The following is a 15,986-nucleotide window of genomic DNA, read 5'->3' on the forward strand; positions in this document are numbered from 1 at the left end:
AGACTAGGGGGCGGGACCGACGCGTCAACAGCGGCTCGGCCGTCAGCCCCCGCCGTTCTTCTTCCGCCGCTCCTCATGCCGCAGCAGGAATTCGCGGCCGACCTTCACGCGCGGCGTGCCGTCGTAATCGACGATATCCGCGGTCGCGTAGGTCTCGGACCAGGCATCGGGGATGAAGGACCCCGTGCCGACCACGTCGATCGGCGCCTTGGCCTCGGCCATGACGCGGCACTTGCCCACTCCGAAGCCGGAGGAGGCGACGATGCGCACCTTCGGGAAGCCGGCGGCATCCAGCTTCTCCCGCATGCTCCACACGGCGGCGGCGGACACCCCGGTGCCGACCAGGTGGCGAAGCTCGGTCTCGGACCGGTAGCGCCGGATCGCCCCCGGCGCGTGGCGTTCCAGCACGGCATAGGATTCCGCCGGATCGAGCCCTTCGAGAAACCGCCCGCCATGGGTGTCGAGCCGCATGGCCAGCCGCCCCTCGGCCGCCAGTTCCGGAAAGCGGCGGGCGACGGCGAGGCCATCCGTCACCTCCCGCCCGAAATAGTCCACCAGCACGGTCAGCGGCTCGGTCGCATAGGTTTCGTGGAACATCTCCGCTGCGCGGACGGTCGACCCCGCATAGCCGATCAGGGCGTGCGGCATGGTCCCGTAGCCGGATTTCTGGCCGAACCAATGCGCCGTCGCGTCATTGGCATTGCCGATGAAGCCCTTGGCACCCTCCGCCTGCGCCGCGCGCGACCCGACGGCGGCCGCATAGGCCATCATCTCCTGCATCTCGGCCCCGGCGCAGTGCCGCGCCTCCATGGCCAGGAAGCCGACATTCGGCAGCTCCAGGCACATCTGATAAGCGTTGTGGGCGGCGACACAGGCCGCGCCCAGCTTCTGCAGCAGCAGCGTCTCGAGGTCCGACAGCGCCACCAGCGATCCGGTGATGTAGAGCAGCGGATCGCCCGCGCCGACCCACTGCCCTTCCTCATGCATCAGGTCGATCTGGAATTCGGCGCCGCGCGCGGCACCGACCGCGCGCAGCCAGTCCAGCATCAGCCGCGGTGCCGAGACCACCGGCCGGCGCAGGAAGACCGCATAGGTCACCCGCGTATCCCCGAACCGCGCGACGATCTGCTTGGTCCGGTTGAAGTAGGAATCCGTCCAGGCCGTGATCAGCGCATCGGCCTCGGGCGGCACGCCGGCGGCCGGCGCCTGATCCGCCCGCCGCTTCACCCCCGGAGCGAGCGCCGCGCCGAGGGTGGTCGCGCCGAGCGCCGGCGGCTTGTTCACTGGGCCGCCTGCGCCGGGGGTGCCTGGATCCGCGCCTTGCGGGCCTTCAGCTCCTCGGCGATCAGGAAGGCGAGGTCGAGGGACTGCTCGGCATTCAGCCGCGGATCGCAGGAGGTCGCGTAGTTCGCCGCGAGATCGGCTTCCGACAGCCGATGCGCGCCGCCAAGGCATTCGGTGACTTCCTGCCCCGTCATCTCGACATGCACGCCGCCGGCGACGGTGCCCTCGGCCTCATGCACGTCGAAGAAGCCGCGCACCTCGCCGAGGATGGAATCGAAGGCCCGGGTCTTGTACGCGCCCACCGTGGTGGTGTTGCCGTGCATCGGGTCGCACAGCCACACCACGTTGCGCCCGGCGCGCGCCACCGCGCGCACCAGCGGGGCGAGCTTCGCCTCGACCTTGTCATGCCCCATGCGGGAGATGAGGGTCAGCCGCCCCTTCTCGTTCGCCGGGTTCAGGATCTCGGTCAGGCGGACCAGTTCCTCGGCCTCCATGGACGGGCCGACCTTCATGCCGATCGGGTTCTTCACGCCGCGGAGGAACTCCACATGCGCGCCTTCCGGCTGCCGCGTCCGGTCGCCGATCCACAGGAAGTGGGCGGAACAGGCATAGGCATCGCCTGTGGTGGAATCGACGCGGGTCAACGCCTGCTCATAGGGCAGCAGCAGGCTTTCGTGGCTGGTGTAGAATTCCGTCTCATGGACCTGCGGCAGGTCCGACATGCCGCAGGCGGCCATGAAGTTCAGCGTCTGGTCGATGCGCGTCGCGAGATCGGCATAGCGATCGCCCATCGGGCTGCGCTGCACGAAGCCGAGGTTCCAGCGATGCACATGATGCAGGTCCGCGTAACCGCCGGTCGCGAAGGCGCGCAGCAGGTTCATCGTCCCTGCCGACTGCATGTAGGCGAATTCCATGCGCGACGGGTCGGGTATACGGGCCTCGGGCGTGAAGTCCGGCCCGTTGATGATGTCGCCACGATAGGAGGGCAGCGTGATGCCGTCCTTCGTCTCGGTGTCCGAGGAGCGCGGCTTGGCGAACTGCCCGGCCATGCGGCCGAGCTTCACCACCGGCACCGACCCGCCGAAGGTCAGCACCACGGCCATCTGCAGCAACACGCGGAAGCTGTCGCGGATAACGTTGGCGGTGAAGTCGCCGAAGCTCTCGGCGCAATCCCCACCCTGCAGGACGAAGGCTTCACCATCGCCGGCGCGTGCAAGCGCCGCCCGGAGGCGCCGGGCCTCGCCTGCAAAAACCAGCGGAGGAAATCGCGCGATCTTCCCTTCCATCGCGGCAAGCGCCGCCTGGTCCGGGTAGTCCGGCACCTGCCGGATCGGCATCGCCCGCCAGGAATCGGGGCTCCAGCCTCGCGCGGTCATTGTCTGGCACTCTCCTCCATGAAAGTCGCGCACCTTAGCCTTGTGCGGCGGGCTGGGGGAAGCGGCCCGGCCGTGCGAGGCTGACAAGGCGGCCATGTCCGGCCAGATGGGGAGAAGCGCCGATGAAGGGAAGTGACGCGATCGCGCTGCGCATGCAGGGCGCGATCCAGGCCGGGGAGCTGGCCGGCCTGGTGGTCGCCGCCGCAGGCCGGGAAGAAGCCGGCTTCGCCCGGGGCTTCGGCGTGCGGCGCCTGGGCGGCACGGAACCCATGACCCCGGACACGGTGGTCTGGATCGCCTCCATGACCAAGGCGGTGACCGCGGTCGCCGCCATGCGCCTGATCGAGGCGAAGCGCCTGGCGCTGGACACCCCGGCCACCGAACTCCTGCCCGAGCTGCGCGACATCCAGGTCCTGGACGGCTTCGACGCCGCCGGCCAGCCCATCCTGCGCGCCCCGAAGCGCGCCCCGACCCTGCGCCACCTGCTGACCCACACCTCCGGCTTTTCCTACGAAATGTGGAGCCGGGAGACGATCGCGGCCCGCAAGGCGCTCGGCCTGCCGCCCATGCCCTCCGGCAAGCGCGCCGCGCTGATGCTCCCCCTGCTCTTCGATCCCGGCGAGGCCTGGCACTATGGCATCGGCATGGATTGGGCCGGCCGGTTGGTCGAAGCCGCGACCGGCCAGACCCTCGGCGAGCACTTCGCGCAGACGATCTTCGCCCCCCTCGGCATGACCAGCACAGCCTTCCGCCTGACCGACGCCATGCGCGCGCGCGTCGCCCCCATCCATGCCCGCGGCGCGGACGGCGCCCTGACCCCCATCGACATGATCGTCGAGCAGGACCCGGAATTCGAAAGCGGCGGCGGCGGGCTCTACTCCACGGCTCAGGACTACCTGGTCTTCGCCCGCATGATCCTGAACGGCGGGCGGCACGGGTCCGAGCGCCTCCTGAAGCCCGAGACCGTCGCGATGATGGCCCAGGACCAGATCGCGCCGCTGTCCGTGCAGCCGATGATCTCAGCCATGCCGGCGGCGACCAACGACGCGGATTTCTTCCCCGGCCTGTCCTGCGGCTGGGGGCTGTCCTTCCTGGTGAACCGGCGCCCGACGCCGCAGGGGCGCTCGGCGGGCGGACTGGCCTGGGCAGGGCTGGCGAACACCTACTACTGGATCGACCACGGGCGGGGGACGACCGGGATCTTCCTGTCCCAGGTGCTGCCATTCTTCGATGCGAAGGCCGTGGGGCTGTATCGGGAATTCGAGGCGGCGCTGAACGGGGACTGACGGCGATTGGAGGGGCTCTGCCCCTCCAAGCCACCCCGCCAAAGGCCACAGGGCCTTTGGAAACCGATACCTGGCGCTGGGCAGAAAAGAAGCTCACGCACCGGGATAGCCGCGCTGCGCCCGGCGCTCAGCGGGTGTTACGACGTTCAGCGCAACCTGCTGCCCGGCACGAAGTTGAGGTTTCCAAAGGCCTTTCGGCCTTTGGTGGGGGGAGGTTTGGAGGGGGGCAAAGCCCCTCTCCGACCTTACTCCGCCGCCTGCGACGCCGCGCTGAAGAAGCGGTTCTCCGGCCGCGGCAGGCCGAGATGCTCGCGCAGCGTCGTACCTTCGTAATCCGTGCGGAAGATCCCCCGCCGCTGCAGTTCCGGCACCACCTGGTCGACGAATTCGTCGAGCCCCGCCGGCACGAAGGGGAACATCACGTTGAAACCGTCGCAGGCGCGGGTTTCGAGCCATTCCTGCATCTCGTCCGCGATGGTCTGCGCCGTGCCGACGATGGCCGCCCCGCCATAGCCGCCGAGCCGCTGGGCGAGCTGCCGCACGGTCAGGTTCTCCCGCCGCGCGATGGCGATGGCCCGTTCCCGGCCGCTCTTGCTCGCTTCGGTCTCCGGGATCTCGGGCAGCGGGCCGTCAGGGTCGAAGGCGCGGGCATCGACGCCAAGCGCGATCGACAGGGAACCGATCGCGCTCTCGTAATGCACCAGGCTGTCGAGCTTCGCGCGCTTCTCCTTCGCTGCCTCGACCGTGTCGCCGACGACGACCAGCGCGCCGGGCAGGATCTTGATGTGGTCCGGGTTGCGCCCGACCGCCGCGGCGCGCCCCTTCACATCGGCATAGAAGGCCTGCGCATCGGCGATCGGGCCGCCGGCGGCGAAGACCATCTCGGCCGTTTCGGCGGCAAGCTGGCGCCCGGCATCGGAGGCACCGGCCTGTACGATGACGGGCCAGCCCTGCACCGGCCGCGCGACGTTGAGCGGCCCGCGCACCGACAGCTCCGGCCCGACATGGTTCAGCACATGCATCTTCGCGGGGTCCCAGAAGATCCCGCTCTCCGCATCGCGGATGAAGGCGTCGTCGGCGAAGCTGTCCCACAGACCGGTGACGACCTCGTAGAATTCACGCGCGCGCTTGTAGCGTTCGCCATGGGCCATGTGCGCGTCATGACCGAAGTTCTGCGCGGCATCCGGGTTCGCCGTGGTCACCACATTCCACCCGGCACGCCCTTCCGAGATGTGATCCAGCGAGGCGAACTTCCGGGCGATGTGATAGGCGTCGTTGTAGGTGGTGGACGCCGTCGCGATCAGCCCGATGCGCTCGGTGACCGCGGCGAGTGCCGGCAGCAGCGTCAGCGGATCGAAGGAGGTGACGGTGTGGCTGCGCCGCAGCGCCTCGATCGGCATGTTCAGCAGCGCGAGGTGGTCGGCCATGAAGAAGGCGTCGAACTTCCCCGCCTCGAGCTTCTGAATGAGCTGCTTCAGCTTCGGAAAGGAGAAGTTCGCGTCGGGCCAGGCGCCCGGGTAGCGCCAGGCCCCGGTATGGATGGAAACGGGGCGCATGAAGGCGCCGAGATGCAGGCGACGCTGGGTGGGCATGAAATGCTCCTGTGCGGGATGCGGCCGAGGACGGCAGCGCACCGGTCTTGAGGAGCAAGATCGGCATGCCCGCGACGGCTGCAAGACGCAGCCGGCAAGGCTTCCACAATGATCGTCGGCTCGGAAAAGCCGGCCTCGGGAAGCGCGCCGTCGTGAACGGCCATTCCCCGCAGGCCGCGCTGCGACGAAGCATCATCTCCACCTCTGCCCGCACCTCCGCCGCGCGCAGGCTCACGCGGACCGCTCGCGCCGCGCCCGCCCGTCCTGACACCGGTGGAGCGGCGGAGAGACGTCTCCACCCCCCCTGGCATGAAGATCGCCTCAGCCCGCCGGCACCAGGCGCAGCGTCGTCCCCCACGGATCGGCCGCCGCGATGCCACCGCCCTCGAGCGGCCGCACGCGCGCCCCGGCGCGCTCCAGCCGCGCGGCCTGCGCGTCCAGCAGCGCCGGATCGGCGACAGTCAGCGAGAACCAGTCGAGCCCCGTCCGCTGCAGATCGCGCGCACCCGCGCCCGCGCTCTGCCAGGTGTTGATCGCGACGTGATGGTGATACCCGCCCGAGGAGAGGAAGGATGCCCCTGCCCGTTCCCGCGTCGGGTCGAGGCCCACCATCTCGCGATAGAAACCGCGCCCGCGCGGAATGTCGCCGACGCGCAGATGCACGTGGCCGACGCGCAGCCCCGCCGGCGCGCCCTGGTATCGTGCGCCATCGGCGCGGGCGAGCGTCAGCAGCGCATCGACGTCGAGGCGATTGGTGCCCATGGTCACCACGCCGTTCGACCATTGCCACCGTTCGCGCGGACGGTCGCCATAGACTTCGATGCCGTTGCCCTCGGGGTCGTCGAGATAGATCGCCTCGCTGACCGAATGGTCCGAGGCGCCCGTGACCGGGATGCGCGCGGCCGCCACATGCATGACCCAGCGCGCGAGATCGCCGCGCGTCGGCATCAGGAAGGCGGTGTGGAAGAGCCCTGCCTGGTTGGGCGGTTCATAGGGGGCGCCAGGGCGGGCGTTCAGATGCAGCAGCGCGACACCACCGGCGCCGAGGGCGATGCTGTCGCGCGTCCGGTCCATCACCTCGAGCCCCAGCAGCGCGCGGTAGTAGTCGGCGACGCGATCGAGGTCGCGCACGCGCAGCGACACCGCGCCGCAATGCATCGGCGTCTGAAGGGCGAAGGGCAGGTCGGGCCCGGCCTGTTGGGCCCGGGCGGCGGCTGGCAGGGTGGCCATGGCGGCTAGACTCATGAGGCAACGGCGCCCGGAGGAGCCCTGGTGACGGGTCATGCTGACAGGATTCCCGGCCTTGTCGTGGTTCTGCAGGATATGGGGCGAGCGGCCCGTCCGGAAACGCGCCAAACGGCGCGCTCCGGCCTCCGCCAGTCAGATTTCCTTGCGCATCAGCGCGCGGTCCAGGGACAGCGGGCCTCCGCCGAAGGCGGCGAAGAACGCCGCGCCGCCAGTCCAGACAATGGACAGAAGCTCCGCCTTGCCCTGCACCTGGTGCAGGAAGGCTCCGCCGCCATCGGCCAGGCGCCGCAGCGCCGCCGGGGTGAAGATCTCGGCCCCACGACTGCGCAGCAGCTCGAGCCCCGCTTCGGTCAGGAAGGCGTCGCCATAGGGGCGGCTGTAGTGGAACCAGAAGGTCACAGCGAGCATCACTGCATTCGCGAAGGCGACCGGCCGCGTGACCAGGCCCAGCGCAAGCATGATGCCGCCGAAGAACTGCATCGCGGCGAGCAGCGGGGACCACAGCCAGCCGGGATAGAAGCCGAGCATCTCGACGAAGCCGACCTGGGCGAAGGGCGCCATGATCTTGGGAAAGCCCTCATAGACCAGCAGACCGCCGACCAGGACGCGGAAGCCGACCCAGGCGAGCGGTTGCGCGAAGGCCTCGTAGAAGGGGGCGAGGAAGGGGAGGAGAAGCCGCTCGCGCGGCGTGCTCAGGTTCATCGTGTCGGTTCCCGGCAGAGGGGGGGTCGCGGGCACCGGGCTGATCCGTCGGACCCGGTGCCCGCCTTCGGGGATCAGGCGTCGAGGAGATAGACGCCGCTCACCCCGGTCGGGTTCGGGCCCTAGGCCGGGCCGATGATGTGTTCGAACTGGGTCTTCAGCCGTTCGATTCGCGCGCGGTCCTGCATGAAGACGCGGAAGGCGAGCGGTGCCGTGTTGTAGGACCAGATCGGGTTGATCCCCTGCGGCCCCGGCACGTCGCGCCGCGCCGACCACTGCGCGGTGCGGGCGATGGTCGCGTCGCGCGATGCCATCCAGGAGAGGAACAGCCGCGCCGCTTCCTTGTGCGGCGCCTCGGCGAGGATGGCGGCGGTCTGCGGCCAGCTCAGGAAGGGTTCGCTGCGCGGCAGCTGGAAGCGCAGCGGCGTGGCGGTGTTGTGCACCAGCGGGCCGGAGGAGGTGAAGCTCGCCGCACGGTCGCCACGCTGGACAGCGATGCGCGCGGGCACGGTGCCGCGAATCCACATCACATCCTGGGCCATCAGCCTGTCCATGTAGTCCCAGCCATGCAGGCCGACGATGCGGTCGAACTGGAACAGCACCGCGTCATCATCGTGCGGATAGGTAAGGACCAGCTTGCCCTTCAGCTTCGGGTCGAGGAAATCGAGCGCATCACGCGGCGCCTGATCCATCGCGATCTGGTTGACATTGACGGTGTTGCTGAAGGCGAAGAAGCCGATGGAGTGGAAGGCGCCCTCGGGATCGCGCGTGTCGGGCCACAGCACATCCCAGTCGAGCGGCTTGTAGGCCAGCAGCTTGCCGTCGGCCTTCCAGCGATCGAAGTCACGCAGCGTCTGCAGCATCGCGACATCGGCTTCGAGCCGGCCGCGGGCGAGCTGCAGGTCGATGCGCGCATCGTGATACTTCGACAGGTCCGCGAAGATGCGGATCTGCATGCCCGGGAAGCGCGCCTTGAAGGCGTTTTCCCAGGCCGCATAGGCGTTGGGGACGTCGCCACCGGCATAGACGACAAGCTGACCGCCCTCGGCCATGGCGGCGCGATGCAGCTCATCGAGGCTGCGCGTCTCCACCGCCGGCGCCGGGCGCTGGGGCGTCGCATCGGCGAGCGCGCGCCCGGCGGCGAATACGGCCGGCGCTGCGGCCAGCAAACGCGTCAGGCCGCGGCGATGCAGGGGTATGGGGGTGGCGTCGGCCATTGGTGCGATCCTGGTAATCCGGTGATGGGCCGGATATCGAACCTGCCGTCGGTCACAACAATCGCGGCCGGTGCTTACAGAAAGTATCGAATTACGTTATAAAAACGCCATGGAGCGCCTGAACGGGCTGACCGCCTTCATCCGCACGGTCGAGCTGGGCAGCCAGGCTGCCGCCGCCGAAGATCTCGGCCTGTCGCGCATGGCCGTCAGCCGGCACATCCAGGGGCTGGAACGCCGGCTCGGCGTCCGGCTGCTCCAGCGCACCACACGCCGCCAGACGCTGACCGAAGCCGGCACCGCCTTCTTCGACCGTGCGCGCTTGGCCCTCGAGCAATTGCAGGACGCCGCCGACCACGCCGCCGAGTTCCGCACCGCGCTCCATGGCACGCTGAAGATCAGCGCGCCGGTCTCCTTCTCGACGCGCAGCCTGGCACCGGTGCTGGCGCGCTTCTCGACCGAGTATCCGGAACTGCAGGTCGAGCTGATGCTCAATGACCGCCAGGTGGATCTGATCGAGGAAGGCTTCGACCTGGCCTTGCGCATCGGCGAGGTCACGGATGGCAGCCTGGCCGTCCGCCGGCTTGCCCGATTCCCGGTCATCCTCTGCGCCTCGCCGGATTATCTCGCGCGCCACGGCACGCCAACCACGCTGGAGGATCTGCGGCAGCACAACTGCCTGCGCTACCTGCTCTCGGGCCAGAGGCACGGCTGGACGCTGCCGGACATCGACGGACAGCGCCGGCTGATCCCGGTGCGGGGGAACCTCGCGACGAACAATGGCGATGCCTTGCTGGCGGCCGCGCTGGCCGGACAGGGGATCATCCTGCAACCGACCTTCATCGTGCAGGAGGCGCTGCGGGAAGGGCGGCTCGTCACCGTCATGGCGGATCGGGAACCGCGGCGGATCGACCTTCATGCGGTCTTCCCGGCGACACGGATGATGCCGGTCAAGCTCAGGCGGATGCTCGATTTCCTGGCGGAGGCGTATCGCGACGCGCGCTGACGCCGGGTCGACGACGACCTTGTCCGGAGCGCCTTTGGAAAGGGGCGCTGCCCCCTCCAAACCTCACCCCGCCGAAGGCCGAAAGGCCTTTGGAAACCTCCATTTGATGCTGGGCGCCAGGGACCTGTGCAGCCGGACAATACGGTTGGCGCCCGGTGCCAAGAAGCGATCTGGAGCCCCCGGCAAGGCGCCCGCCCCGATACGGCCGATCGCCCGACCCGTCCTGCGCCAAGCATTGGTTTCCAAAGGCCCTTCGGCCTTTGGTGGCACGGGGTCCGGGGAGGGGCAAAGCCCCTCCCCGGCGTGCCGCACCGCCCGTCCTATTCGGCCACCGCCACCTGTCGCACTGGGGCGCCTTCCCGCGGCAGCAGCAGCGCGGCGCAGAGCATCGCCGCCGTCAGCACCGCCAGGATGCCGAACAGCACCCCTGCCCCAGCCGTGTCATCGGCATAGGCCCAGGCGACCAGGTTCACCCCCAGCGGCGTCGCGGCGAAGCCCATCGCGAACTTCATCCCGAAGGCCAGGCCGCGCCGCCGGCCGGAAGAGTAGCGCGCGAGCAGAAGGTTCTCGACCGGGGCCGACATGTCGAAGGTGAAGCCGATCACTGCCGCGGCGATCACCGCCGCCGGACCACCGATCGCCCCGGCCAGCGCCAGGGGCACGAATTTCAGTGCGAAGGTGCCGACATAGAGCCATTTGAAGGGCAGCCGATCCGCCAGCCGCCCACCGACAAGCTGCCCGACGCTGCCGGCCAGTAGCGTCGCCCCTACCACCAGCCCGAGCTGCGCGGATTCCCGGACATCGAGCGCCAGCGTGTCGCTCAGCCATTTGGGCAGGGCGGTCGAGAAGGCCGCATAGACGATGGACCCCAGCGAGAAGGTCACCGCCAGCACCACCAGCACCCCGAAGGGTGCGCGGATATCGGCCACCGCCGCGCCATGCCCCGCATGCCGTGCATGATCCGGCGACCCGGCGACCTGCCCGCCGGCAATGGCCGCCGCGAGCAGCACGCCCACCGCGATCGTCACCAGCCCCGGCGCGATCAGCGCCGCGCGCCAGCCAGCTCGGCGAGACCACCCGCGATCACCGCCGCCAGCGCCACGCCGATCGACCCCGCGATGCCGATCCAGCCCATCACCCGCCCGCGGACGGCCGCCGGCACAGCCATGGTGGCCCAGGCCAGCGCCACCGGATGGTAGATCGCCCCAAACAGCCCGATGGCCCCCAGCGCCACCCCCATTCCCGCCGGCCCATTCACCAGCCCCGCCCCGACAGCCGACGCCCCGATGCCCAGGTAGAACACCGCCATCATCCGCGCATGGCCGAAACGGTCCGCCAGCCACCCCGCCGCCGGCGCCCCAAGCCCGATCAGCATCGCGCCCACGGTCCAGAGCGTGATGATCTCCGCATAGGGCCGGTCCCAGACCCGTTCGAGGATTACCGCCAGCGTCAGGAAGACGCCGGTCAGCACGTGATGCAGGAAATGCCCGGACGCGGCGAAGAGGACGGTCAGCCGCGCCGCGGGCGCCATGCTACTGCGCCGCCGCGGCGGTGACGCCGGCGACCCGCGTGCGGGTGCGCAGCGTGACGAATTCCTCGGCCGCGGTGGGGTGGATGCCGATGGTGCGGTCGAAATCCTGCTTGGTCGCGCCCATCACCACCGCAATGCCGATGCCCTGCATGATCTCGGCCGAATCCTCGCCCAGCATGTGGGCGCCGAGGATCTTCTGCGTGTGCTGGCAGACCACCAGCTTCATCAGGGATTTGCGCCCCTGCCGCTTGCTGATGGTGTGCCGCATCGGCGTGAAATGCGCGACATAGACGTCGACGGGGCCGCGCTCGGCGGCTTCGGCCTCCGTCAGGCCGACGGTGGCAATGGGCGGCGACATGAAGACCGCGGTCGGCACGTTCTCATAGGACGCCTTGCGCGGGTTCTTGCCGAACAGCGTGTCGGCCAGCGCGTGGCCGACCGCGGTCGCCATCGGTGTCAGATTCACCCGATCGATCACGTCGCCGATGGCGTAGATGTGCGGGACATTGGTGCGGTGTTCGTCATCCACCACGACCGCGCCGCCGCGCGTCGTCTCGACGCCCGCCTTGTCCAGGCCGAGACCCGCAGTGTTCGGCACGCGGCCGGTGCAGAAGAAGACCGCATCGGCCTCCCGCATGAACAGGTCTCCCTGGGAGACGACCAGCGTCTCCCCCATCCGCGCGATACGCGTCGGCGTGACGTCCGAGTTCAGGCGGATGCCCTGGGCGGCGAGCGCCTCGGCCGCCGCGGCGCGGATATCCTCGTCGAAGCCGCGCAGCGGCAGAGGCGCGCGATAGACCAGGTCCACCTCGGCGCCGAGGCCGCGCAGGATCGTCGCGAATTCCACCGCGATATAGCCCGACCCCAGCACTACCGCCCGCTTCGGCAATTCCTTCAGCGTGAACAGGTCGTCGGACACCAGGCCGAGTTCCGCCCCCGGGATGTCGAGTCGATGCGGCGTCCCACCCGTCGCGATGACGATGCGTTCGGCGGTCACGCGCTGCCCCCCGACATCGAGCGTATGCGCATCGACGAAGGTCGCCCGCGCATCGAAGCTGGTCACCCCTGCTCCGGCGAGCAGCTTCCCGTAGATGCCCGACAGCCGCGCCACCTCGGCATCCCGCGCGGCGGCGAGCTTGCCCCAGTCATGGCCATGGACCTCCATGTCCCAGCCGAAGGCTGCCGCATCTTCCGCCCAGGCGCCGTACTCGGCGGCATTGACCATGATCTTCTTGGGCACGCAGCCGACATTGACGCAGGTGCCGCCCCAGAAGCGTTCCTCGGCCACCGCGACGCGGGCGCCATGCCCCGCCGCGATGCGGCCCAGCCGCACCCCGGCCGAACCGCCGCCAATGACGAAAAGATCGAAGTCGTAGGCGGCCATGGGTCGCGCTCCTCAAGTCATTCGGCGTGCAATCTGGGCGTTCGGGTGGCAGGTGCCAACCATGCGATATTTGCGAATAAGTCTCATTTGCTATATCCGCCGACCATGTTCCGCCGCCGTCCGTCCCGCCCGCCCCGGCCCATCCGTCCGGTCATATCCCCCGCCACGATCCGGGCGACGAGCCCCGAAGCCCTCGCCGCCGCCTTCGCCGCTCCACCCGACCAGGCCGCCCCCTGGATCGAGGCCGCGGCCAAGCTCGGCCATGTCCGCGCGCAGATGCTGTGGGGCCAATACCTGCTGGACGCGGTCGGTGGTGTCCCGCGCGACCAGGTGGCAGCCGTCGAATGGTTCCGTTCGGCCGTCCAGGCGGGCGACCGGGAAGCCATGAACATGCTCGGCCGCTGCCATGAGAATGGCTGGGGCCTGCCGGTAGACTACGCCGAGGCGGTGCGGTGGTTCCGCGCCTCGGCCGAGGCCGGATTCGACTGGGGGCAGTACAATTTCGCCAACATGCTGCTGCGCGGCGACGGCATCGCCGAGGACCGCGCCGAGGCCCTGCGCTGGTACCACGCCGCCGCCGCCCAGGGTCACGCCAAGTCGATCAACATGGTCGCGCGCTTCTACGAGGAAGGCTGGGTCGTCCCGCGCGATCCGCAGCGCGCGGCGCAGCTCTACGCCGTCTCCGCCGAGCGCGGCGACTTCCGCGGCCAGTTCAACCTGGGTGTGCTGCTGACCGCGCGCGGGCAGATCGAGGACGCAGCCCACTGGTTCCGCGAGGCCGCGCGCGTGGCGCACGACACCTTCCGACGCGGCATGGCCGAGAAGCTGGCGGCGCGACCGGAACCGGAGCTGCAAGCTATCGCCGCGGAGATCAGGGAGGGCTTTGCCCTCACCGAACCTCACCCACCAAGGGAACCCATGCGCGTTGCCGGCAACGCGCATGGGAGCCCATCGGCCCACGGCCTTTGGAAACCATCACCTGGCGCCGGGCACGACGGTCAGCCCATGGGCGAGCAGAGTTCCACCAGAGCGCCGTTGATATCACGGACATAGCCGACAAGCTGGCCCCAGGGTTTCTGTTTGGGCGGCATCAGGGGCACGGCGCCGGCTGCCACCGCTTTCGCATAGGCGCCGCGCACATCCTCCGTCACCAGGCCGATCTCCACCGCCGGCGGCGCATCGGCCGGACGCGTGTGGCGGAAGACCGCGCCCTGGTCCTCGATCAGCGATTCAGCCGCGAAGGCCAGGGCCGTCGCGCCCGTCTCCATCTCGGCATAGCTGCCGTCATCGGCGGCGAAACGCTGCGCGAACCCGAAAGCCGCCGTGTAGAAGGCGACCGTCGCCGCCACATCCGGCACGTAATGGATGACATATCCCAGCTTCATGGCGCGGGCCTTCGTGGCACGACGATGCGCACGGTGAAGACCTGCACCTCCTCGCCCTTCTGGTTCAGGGTCCGGTTGCGCACCAGCGCCGAACCGCGGTCAGGCCGGGATCGCGACGGCGCCGCCTCCAGCACCTCGATTTCCAGCGAGAGGCTGTCGCCCGGTCGCACCGGGCGCGGCCATTGCAGATCCCCACCCCCGCCGATGATGCCGCCGGCGATGTGTCCCACCGCCTCGACCACCATGGGCATGGTCAGCGCCGCCGTGTGCCAGCCGCTCGCCGCGAGGCCCTGGAACAGCGGATGCGTCGCCGCCGCCGCCGGGTCCGTGTGGAAGGGCTGCGGATCGTAGCGGCTGGCGAAGGCGATGATCTCCGCCTCGGTGATCGTCACCGGGCCGGCGGTGAAACGCCGGCCCGGGGTCAGGTCCTCGAGGTAGAGCGGGTCCTTCACGTCCCGATGCCGCCGAGGGCGAGATACTTCACCTCGAGATATTCCTCGATCCCGAGATGGCTGCCCTCACGGCCCAGGCCGGACTGCTTGAAGCCGCCGAAGGGCACCTCGGCCGTCGAGATGATGCCTTCGTTGATGCCGACGATGCCGTATTCCAGGGCCTCGGCGACGCGGAAGATGCGGCCGACGTCGCGCGCGTAGAAATAGGAAGCGAGGCCGAACTCGGTGTCGTTGGCGAGCTGGATGGCCTCCTCTTCCGTCTTGAAACGGAACAGCGGCGCGACCGGGCCGAAGGTTTCCTCGCGGAAGATGAGCGCGTCATGCGCGACATTCGCGAGCACCGTCGGCTCGAAGAAATTGCCGGTGTTGCCGAGCCGCTTGCCGCCGGTGACGACCTTCGCACCCTTGGCCAGCGCATCGGCGATGTGCTCCTCAACCTTCGCCACGGCCTCCGCGTTGATCAACGGGCCCTGCGTCACGCCCGGTTCCATGCCGTTGCCGACCTTGAGCGTCTCCACCGCCGCCTTCAGCTTGGCGGCGAAGGCGTCATAGACACCGTCCTGCACCAGGATGCGGTTGGCGCAGACGCAGGTCTGTCCGGTGTTGCGATACTTCGACGCCATCGCGCCGAGGACAGCCTGATCCAGATCCGCATCGTCGAACACGATGAAGGGCGCATTCCCACCCAGCTCCATCGAGGTCTTCTTGATCGTCGCCGCACACTGCGCGAGCAGCACGCGCCCGACCTCGGTCGACCCCGTGAAGGACAGCTTGCGCACGATCGGGTTGGAGGTGAGCTCCTTGCCCGTCTCGCCGGAAGGCCCGGTGATGACGTTGCACACGCCGGCCGGCATGCCCGCGCGCTCGGCGAGCACGGCGATCGCGAGCGCGCTGAACGGCGTCTGCGAGGCCGGCCGGATCACGCCCGTGCAGCCCGCGGCCCAGCCCGGACCGGCCTTGCGGGTAATCATCGCGCTCGGGAAGTTCCACGGCGTGATCGCCGCGAAGACGCCGATCGGCTCCTTCGTCACGATGATGCGCCGGCCCTTGGCGTTCTGCGGGATGGTATCGCCATAGACGCGGCGGCCTTCATCCGCGAACCACTCGATGAAGGACGCGGCATAGACCACCTCGCCCTTCGACTCCGCGAGCGGCTTGCCCTGCTCGGCCGTCATGATGGCGGCGAGGTCGTCTGCATTCTCATGCATCAGCGCGGCGAGCTTGTGCAGGATAACCGCGCGGTCCTTCGCCAGCATCGCGCGCCAGGCCGGCCAGGCGGCGTTCGCGGCCTCGATGGCGCGGCGCGTCTCCACCCCGGACAGGGCGGGGACCTGGCCGATCACCTCACCGGTCGCGGGGTTGCGCACGGCCAGCATCTTGCCGCTGTCGGCCTGCACCCATTTGCCGTCGATGTAGTTGGCCTGACGGAAGAGATCGGGATCCTTGAGCGGAACTTTGGCGGTGACGTCGAGCATGGCGGTCCCTTTCCTCCGGGGTGTGGCCGGAAGATAGGACCGCTACCCGCC

General features: G+C 69.3%; 15 protein-coding genes. 3 read left to right on the forward strand and 12 right to left on the reverse strand.

Features of this window, described 5'->3' with window-relative positions; translation table 11 throughout:
- Positions 1-42: 42 nt before the first annotated feature.
- Together KPL78_RS12760 and KPL78_RS12765 are read right to left on the reverse strand one after the other, a co-directional pair.
- On the reverse strand, positions 43-1,191 hold the full coding sequence (locus KPL78_RS12760) for a beta/alpha barrel domain-containing protein (protein WP_219763696.1): 1,149 nt from the start codon (positions 1,189-1,191) through the stop codon (positions 43-45).
- A gap of 89 nt (positions 1,192-1,280) precedes the next feature.
- Complete coding sequence (locus KPL78_RS12765; protein ID WP_219763345.1) at positions 1,281-2,660, reverse strand: class II 3-deoxy-7-phosphoheptulonate synthase; 1,380 nt, start codon at positions 2,658-2,660, stop codon at positions 1,281-1,283.
- 122 nt (positions 2,661-2,782) lie between these two features.
- On the opposite strand from KPL78_RS12765, the gene KPL78_RS12770 reads away from it, so the two are divergent.
- Positions 2,783-3,946 carry a serine hydrolase domain-containing protein gene (locus KPL78_RS12770; protein ID WP_219763346.1) on the forward strand — a complete coding sequence of 388 codons (1,164 nt, stop codon included), beginning with the start codon at positions 2,783-2,785 and terminating at the stop codon, positions 3,944-3,946.
- A gap of 245 nt (positions 3,947-4,191) precedes the next feature.
- Here KPL78_RS12770 and KPL78_RS12775 read toward each other — a convergent pair whose 3' ends face one another.
- The 4 genes from KPL78_RS12775 to KPL78_RS12790 all read right to left on the reverse strand — a co-directional run bounded on the left by KPL78_RS12775 (position 4,192) and on the right by KPL78_RS12790 (position 8,705).
- Positions 4,192-5,538 (reverse strand): LLM class flavin-dependent oxidoreductase, encoded by a 1,347-nt coding sequence (locus tag KPL78_RS12775; protein ID WP_219763347.1) that lies wholly within the window; start codon positions 5,536-5,538, stop codon positions 4,192-4,194.
- A gap of 321 nt (positions 5,539-5,859) precedes the next feature.
- The gene (locus KPL78_RS12780; protein ID WP_255568947.1) at positions 5,860-6,768 is read right to left on the reverse strand and encodes a VOC family protein; all 909 of its coding nucleotides are present in this window, start codon (positions 6,766-6,768) and stop codon (positions 5,860-5,862) included.
- Between the two features lie 150 nt (positions 6,769-6,918).
- A complete protein-coding gene (locus KPL78_RS12785; RefSeq protein WP_219763348.1) occupies positions 6,919-7,524 on the reverse strand; it encodes a DoxX family protein in 606 nt (201 codons plus the stop codon).
- A gap of 86 nt (positions 7,525-7,610) precedes the next feature.
- The gene (locus KPL78_RS12790) at positions 7,611-8,705 is read right to left on the reverse strand and encodes an ABC transporter substrate-binding protein (RefSeq protein ID WP_219763349.1); all 1,095 of its coding nucleotides are present in this window, start codon (positions 8,703-8,705) and stop codon (positions 7,611-7,613) included.
- A gap of 109 nt (positions 8,706-8,814) precedes the next feature.
- On the opposite strand from KPL78_RS12790, the gene KPL78_RS12795 reads away from it, so the two are divergent.
- The gene (locus tag KPL78_RS12795) at positions 8,815-9,708 is read left to right on the forward strand and encodes a LysR family transcriptional regulator (protein ID WP_219763350.1); all 894 of its coding nucleotides are present in this window, start codon (positions 8,815-8,817) and stop codon (positions 9,706-9,708) included.
- A 320-nt stretch (positions 9,709-10,028) separates the two neighbouring features.
- Here KPL78_RS12795 and KPL78_RS12800 read toward each other — a convergent pair whose 3' ends face one another.
- The 3 genes from KPL78_RS12800 to gorA are packed head-to-tail and all read right to left on the reverse strand — an operon-like array spanning position 10,029 to position 12,623.
- A complete protein-coding gene (locus KPL78_RS12800; protein WP_219763351.1) occupies positions 10,029-10,736 on the reverse strand; it encodes an MFS transporter in 708 nt (235 codons plus the stop codon).
- 14 nt (positions 10,737-10,750) lie between these two features.
- Positions 10,751-11,239 (reverse strand): MFS transporter, encoded by a 489-nt coding sequence (locus KPL78_RS12805; protein ID WP_219763352.1) that lies wholly within the window; start codon positions 11,237-11,239, stop codon positions 10,751-10,753.
- A gap of 1 nt (position 11,240) precedes the next feature.
- Positions 11,241-12,623, reverse strand: coding sequence for a glutathione-disulfide reductase (gene gorA / locus KPL78_RS12810; RefSeq protein WP_219763353.1), 1,383 nt, complete (start codon positions 12,621-12,623; stop codon positions 11,241-11,243).
- A gap of 105 nt (positions 12,624-12,728) precedes the next feature.
- Here gorA and KPL78_RS12815 point away from each other — a divergent pair, with 105 nt between their 5' ends.
- On the forward strand, positions 12,729-13,676 hold the full coding sequence (locus tag KPL78_RS12815; protein ID WP_219763354.1) for a tetratricopeptide repeat protein: 948 nt from the start codon (positions 12,729-12,731) through the stop codon (positions 13,674-13,676).
- Here KPL78_RS12815 and KPL78_RS12820 read toward each other — a convergent pair.
- Genes KPL78_RS12820 through KPL78_RS12830 form a run of 3 tightly spaced genes read right to left on the reverse strand, consistent with a single transcriptional unit; the run spans position 13,622 to position 15,935 of the window.
- Entirely contained in the window at positions 13,622-14,008 is a 387-nt protein-coding gene (locus KPL78_RS12820; RefSeq protein WP_219763355.1) for a VOC family protein, read from the reverse strand. The genes KPL78_RS12815 and KPL78_RS12820 overlap by 55 nt on opposite strands.
- The gene (locus tag KPL78_RS12825) at positions 14,005-14,460 is read right to left on the reverse strand and encodes a MaoC family dehydratase (protein WP_219763356.1); all 456 of its coding nucleotides are present in this window, start codon (positions 14,458-14,460) and stop codon (positions 14,005-14,007) included. Before KPL78_RS12825 ends, KPL78_RS12820 begins: the two co-directional genes overlap by 4 nt.
- A complete protein-coding gene (locus KPL78_RS12830) occupies positions 14,457-15,935 on the reverse strand; it encodes an NAD-dependent succinate-semialdehyde dehydrogenase (protein ID WP_219763357.1) in 1,479 nt (492 codons plus the stop codon). Before KPL78_RS12830 ends, KPL78_RS12825 begins: the two co-directional genes overlap by 4 nt.
- Positions 15,936-15,986: the final 51 nt, after the last annotated feature.

It is taken from the genome of Roseomonas alba, assembly GCF_019430885.1.
Classification (GTDB): domain Bacteria; phylum Pseudomonadota; class Alphaproteobacteria; order Acetobacterales; family Acetobacteraceae; genus Neoroseomonas; species Neoroseomonas alba.

What these genes read in the sequence shown, in the direction of transcription:
- KPL78_RS12765 (WP_219763345.1), bottom strand. Translation starts at nt 2,660, where the DNA reads ATGACCGCGCGAGGCTGGAGCCCCGATTCCTGGCGGGCGATGCCGATC.
- KPL78_RS12770 (WP_219763346.1), top strand. Translation starts at nt 2,783, where the DNA reads ATGAAGGGAAGTGACGCGATCGCGCTGCGCATGCAGGGCGCGATCCAG.
- KPL78_RS12775 (WP_219763347.1), bottom strand. Translation starts at nt 5,538, where the DNA reads ATGCCCACCCAGCGTCGCCTGCATCTCGGCGCCTTCATGCGCCCCGTT.
- KPL78_RS12780 (WP_255568947.1), bottom strand. Translation starts at nt 6,768, where the DNA reads ATGGCCACCCTGCCAGCCGCCGCCCGGGCCCAACAGGCCGGGCCCGAC.
- KPL78_RS12790 (WP_219763349.1), bottom strand. Translation starts at nt 8,705, where the DNA reads ATGGCCGACGCCACCCCCATACCCCTGCATCGCCGCGGCCTGACGCGT.
- KPL78_RS12795 (WP_219763350.1), top strand. Translation starts at nt 8,815, where the DNA reads ATGGAGCGCCTGAACGGGCTGACCGCCTTCATCCGCACGGTCGAGCTG.
- KPL78_RS12805 (WP_219763352.1), bottom strand. Translation starts at nt 11,239, where the DNA reads ATGGCGCCCGCGGCGCGGCTGACCGTCCTCTTCGCCGCGTCCGGGCAT.
- gorA (WP_219763353.1), bottom strand. Translation starts at nt 12,623, where the DNA reads ATGGCCGCCTACGACTTCGATCTTTTCGTCATTGGCGGCGGTTCGGCC.
- KPL78_RS12815 (WP_219763354.1), top strand. Translation starts at nt 12,729, where the DNA reads ATGTTCCGCCGCCGTCCGTCCCGCCCGCCCCGGCCCATCCGTCCGGTC.
- KPL78_RS12820 (WP_219763355.1), bottom strand. Translation starts at nt 14,008, where the DNA reads ATGAAGCTGGGATATGTCATCCATTACGTGCCGGATGTGGCGGCGACG.
- KPL78_RS12830 (WP_219763357.1), bottom strand. Translation starts at nt 15,935, where the DNA reads ATGCTCGACGTCACCGCCAAAGTTCCGCTCAAGGATCCCGATCTCTTC.